3 protein-coding genes are annotated in these 4,474 nt (G+C 73.8%); all 3 read right to left on the minus strand.

Annotated elements, in window-relative coordinates:
* Positions 1-164: 164 nt before the first annotated feature.
* Genes lpqB through mtrA form a run of 3 tightly spaced genes read right to left on the minus strand, consistent with a single transcriptional unit; the run spans position 165 to position 4,210 of the window.
* On the minus strand, positions 165-1,907 hold the full coding sequence (gene lpqB, locus Q6969_RS13210) for a lipoprotein LpqB (RefSeq protein WP_317230849.1): 1,743 nt from the start codon (positions 1,905-1,907) through the stop codon (positions 165-167).
* Complete coding sequence (mtrB, locus tag Q6969_RS13215; protein WP_317230850.1) at positions 1,891-3,525, minus strand: MtrAB system histidine kinase MtrB; 1,635 nt, start codon at positions 3,523-3,525, stop codon at positions 1,891-1,893. The genes lpqB and mtrB overlap by 17 nt, the downstream gene beginning before the upstream one ends.
* 4 nt (positions 3,526-3,529) lie before the next feature.
* Positions 3,530-4,210: an MtrAB system response regulator MtrA gene (gene mtrA / locus Q6969_RS13220; RefSeq protein ID WP_317230851.1), complete on the minus strand. Its 681-nt coding sequence runs from the start codon at positions 4,208-4,210 to the stop codon at positions 3,530-3,532.
* Positions 4,211-4,474 lie beyond the last annotated feature (264 nt).

The following is a 4,474-nucleotide window of genomic DNA, read 5'->3' on the forward strand; positions in this document are numbered from 1 at the left end:
GGGGTCGCGAAGAGAAGCCCGGTGCGGGCCGTGTCGCGGGAGAGCGGACAGCGGGGTGCGGGGCGGCGGGATGCGGGACGGCCGGAGCGTCGGTGGGGATCACGCGCGCAGGGTCGCAGGCGGCCGGTGCGCGCGGAGCCCCGCGGGCGGATCGGGGGAGGGCGTCAGCGCTTGGTGGCCACGAAGGAGACGCCCGTGGCCGTCTGCTGCCACGTGCTGCCGCGCGGGGTGAGGAGCGCGCCGGCGCTCGTGAGGACGCGCAGCCCGCTCTCGTCGTTGGCGCCGGTGATGGTGACCCCGTCGGTCGCGGATCCCATGCTCTCCGACGGGCCGCCGACCTGGTGCAGGTCGACCTGGCGCTCGCCGTCCGGCGTGAGGGTGAGGGTCGCGACGTCGAGCTCGTCGACCCAGGTCGCGTCGAGCGGCGTCCCCGGCGCGGCCAGGAGCTCGAGCGGCGTCGTCGTCAGGGAGACGGGCACCCCGTCGTCGCGGACGATCGAGGCCACGAGCAGCTGCGGGCCCGCACCCGTCTCGAGCTGCACGAGCACGCGGGCGCCGTCGCGCGCCACGTCGAGCGACACGACGCGGCCGGTCGCCGTCCAGCTCACGGCGACGGGGTGGGCGACGCCGTCGGGACCCCAGGCGACGAGGCCGCGGGGATCCGACGCCGGCGTCGACCACACGTACCCCTGCGCGTCGAGCGACGGCGCGACGAGGCCCGGCCGCGTGTCGAGGAGGACCGCGTCGCGGTCGCCGTCGCCGACGCTCCAGACGCCGGACGCGTTCCGCACCGCCGCCTGCTGGCCGTCGGCGCTGAGCGTCGCCGCGTCCGCGCCGAGGGCCGCGACGCGCGTCCCCAGGGTCCCGAGCGGCGCGACCTCGCCGCCGCCGAGGTAGCCGAACGCGCCCTGGGCGAGGACGAGGGGACGCGACTCCGCCTGCGGGTCCTTCACCGGGCCTCGGCCGCCGAGGTCCGGCACCGTGAGCGGCGTGCCGTCGACGAGCACCTGCACGTCGAGCACCGACGGGATGTTCGACAGGCTCTGCCGCAGCTGCAGCTCCATGCGCTGCTGGGTGACGCCGTCCGCGGCGCGCGCCTCCGTCGAGAGGTCCACCTGGGGCGTCCCGCCCGCCGTCGTCACCGCCGACGACGCCAGCCGCGTGCCCTCGGGGAAGGCCGTGACGACCGCGGGCTGGGACAGCCACGGCGACGGCCCCTGGAGGAGCGACTTCACGATGCGCGTGCTGACGCTCTGCGACGCCCGCGTGACGAAGAAGCGGAGATCCGGCACGAGGAACGAGAACGTGGGGTCGAAGAAGTAGAGGGCGTGCGCGCTGAAGATCTCGCGGAAGTAGGTCGACCGCAGCGCGATGCCGTCGGGTGCCCTCTGGATGCGCCACTCGCCGCGCTCCTGCACGAGCTGGAACGAGAGGCGCGTCTCCTGGTCGCTGCCGACCTCCCGGTAGTGGCCCTGCCCGTCGACCGTCGCGATGGTCGTCACCGAGTAGCTGTAGGTGCCGTCGACCTCCTCCGAGGTCGACGCCTGGCCCTCCCAGACCACGACGCTGGCGAACGGGTCCCAGCGGGATGCGAAGTCCGACGCGAGGAACTGGCGCGCCACGCCGTACTGGTCGGCGGAGCTGGTCGCGGCGTCCACGAAGCCCGCGATGACGTCGTCCGGGCCGTCCCCGGCCTGCGGGCCGTCCGGCTGGTAGCTGACCCCGGACTCGTCCGCGATGACGGCGGCGTCGCCCTCGGAGACCGGTCCGCCGGAGGGGATGGAGACGCAGCCGGCCAGGACGACCGCGACGGACGCGACGAGCGCGACGGCGGCCGCGCGGGTCGTCCGGCGTCGGCGGAGGACCGGACGGACGCGCCGGTGCCGCGGATCAGGAGCTGGGGACACGGGCGTCCTCCTCGTGGGCGTCGTCGTTCGCGGGGTCGTCGGGCGGCAGCTGCACGGGCGAGCCCTCGAGGGGCACGTCGGGGCGGCGCGGGAGGGTCAGGCGGAAGCAGGACCCCTCGCCGGGGCGCGACCAGAGCTGCAGCCAGCCGTGGTGCAGGTTCGTGTCCTCGAGCGAGATCGCGAGCCCGAGGCCGGTCCCACCCGTGGTGCGCTGGCGGGAGGGGTCCGCGCGCCAGAACCGGTCGAAGACGCGGCCCATCTCCTCGTGCGTCATGCCGACGCCGTAGTCGCGCACGGCGAGCGCGACGGCGTCGCGGTCGCTGTCCACCGTGATGACGATGGGCCGCCCCTCTCCGTGGTCGAGCGCGTTGCCGACCAGGTTCGTGACGATGCGGCGCACGCGACGCGCGTCCATCTCGGCGTCGAAGTAGCCGCCCGGGGCGACCAGCCGGAGCTCGGACCCCTTCTGCGCGGCGAGGCCCTCGAACTCCTCGATGCTGTCCTCCACGAGCCGCACGAGGTTCGTGGGCTCGGTCACGAGGTCGACGGCGCCCGCGTCGAACCGGCTGATCTCCAGCAGGTCCGCGAGGAGGGTCTCGAACCGCTCAACCTGGGTGTGCAGGAGCTCGGCGCTGCGGGCCGCGGGCGGGCTGAAGTCCTCGCGCAGGTCGTAGAGCACGCCGCCCGCGAGCCGGATGGTGGTGAGCGGCGTGCGCAGCTCGTGCGAGACGTCCGAGACGAAGCGCTGCTGCAGCTGCGAGAGGTCGGCGAGCTGCGTGATCTGCGACTGCAGCGAGTCGGCCATGCCGTTGAACGACCGGGCGAGGGTCGCGATCACGTCCTCCCCCTTCACGGGGAGCCGCTCCTCGAGCTGACCGGCCGCGAGCTTCTGGCTCGTGTCGGCCGCCACGCGGATGGGCGCCACGACCAGGCGCACGACGAGCCAGGCGATCGCGCCGATGAGCACCACGAGGAGGAGGAACGCGAGGAGGATCGTGCCGGCGACGAAGTCGAGGGTCTGCTGGATGTCGCCCAGGTCGTAGACGAGGTAGAGCTCGTAGCGCCCGGCCGAGGGGATGTCGATGCTCGAGCCGACGACGATGCCCGGGCTGGTGGCGCCCTGGTCGCCCACCGGGATCGCCACGGACTGCCACTGCTGCGTGCCCGTGCCCTCGCCGACCGCGCGGCGGAGGTCGGCGCTCAGGAGGCTGTCGACGTAGTCGGCGGTGGACGCGTTCTGCAGGACGTTGCGCGCCTCGGTGCCGGGCGTCCGGCGGAAGGCGAAGTCGGAGAGGTTGATGGCGCTGCCGCGGAGCTCGTCGAAGACCTGGGTGCGCAGCTGCTCCAGCTCCGTCTGGTCGGAGGCGTCCGAGGAGGTGAACTGCTCCTGCATCCGGCCGGTGGCGCTGTTGGACTGCTGGAGGACGGTGTCGAGCCGCTGGCGGAAGAGGTCGCTCGAGATGCTCTGCGTCATGAGCACGCCGATGAGGAGGACGGTGACGCCGGAGAGCGCGACCGTGATGAGCACGGTGCGGAACTGGAGCGACACCGACCAGATCCGGACGAGGCGGCGCGGCCACGACCTCCAGTCGACGAGCCACGCGGGCAGGGGGCGCATCGGGCTAGGCCGCGGCCCCCGCGCGGTAGCCGACGCCGCGCACGGTCATGACGATGCGCGGGTTGTCCGGGTCGTCCTCGACCTTCGCCCGGAGGCGCTGCACGTGCACGTTGACGAGGCGCGTGTCCGCCTTGTACTGGTAGCCCCACACCTGCTCGAGGAGCATCTCGCGGGTGAACACCTGCTGCGGGCGGCTCGCCAGCGCGTGCAGGAGGTCGAACTCGAGGGGCGTGAGGTTGATCCGCTCCTCGCCGCGCCGGACCTCGTGGCCCTCGACGTCGACCACGAGGTCGCCGACCTGGAGCAGGCCGGGCGACGCGGCGGACGCGGGGCGCAGGCGCGTGCGGATGCGCGCGACGAGCTCCTTGGGGTTGAACGGCTTGACGATGTAGTCGTCCGCGCCGGACTCGAGGCCCTTCACGACGTCGGCCGTGTCGGACTTCGCCGTGAGCATGATGATGGGCACGCCCGACTCGGCGCGGATGAGGTCGCACACCTGGATGCCGTCGAGCCCCGGGAGCATGAGGTCGAGCAGGACCAGGTCCGGCTTACCCTCGTGGAACGCGGCGAGCGCCTGGCCGCCGTCCCCGCAGAAGGAGGGCTCGAAGCCCTCGGTGCGCAGGACGATGCCGATCATCTCGGCGAGCGCGGTGTCGTCGTCGACCACCAGTATCCGTGCTGTCATGAAACCGTGTTCCCCGTCCTCGGAACCCCCAGGGTAGCCGGTGGATCCGCGGGGACGGCCGGGCGCGCGGACACCGGCCCGCGCCGTGACTCCGCCGGACGCCTGTGGGAGGCTGGGGCACTGTGACCGATGACCAGAGCTGGCAGGCCCCGGGCGGCGCACCGTCCGGTCCGGGCGGATCCCCGGACCCCGCACGACGCGACGCGGATGCGGGGCGCGGCGCCCCTCCGGCCGGTCCCCCGGCCGCCGGCGCCCCTCCGGCCG

It is taken from the genome of Clavibacter sp. MX14-G9D (assembly GCF_032917815.1).
Taxonomy (GTDB): Bacteria; Actinomycetota; Actinomycetes; order Actinomycetales; family Microbacteriaceae; genus Clavibacter; species Clavibacter michiganensis_K.

Excerpts from the sequence above, each read along its gene's own strand:
- mtrA (WP_317230851.1), bottom strand. The coding sequence starts at position 4,210 with ATGACAGCACGGATACTGGTGGTCGACGACGACACCGCGCTCGCCGAG.
- mtrB (WP_317230850.1), bottom strand. The coding sequence starts at position 3,525 with ATGCGCCCCCTGCCCGCGTGGCTCGTCGACTGGAGGTCGTGGCCGCGC.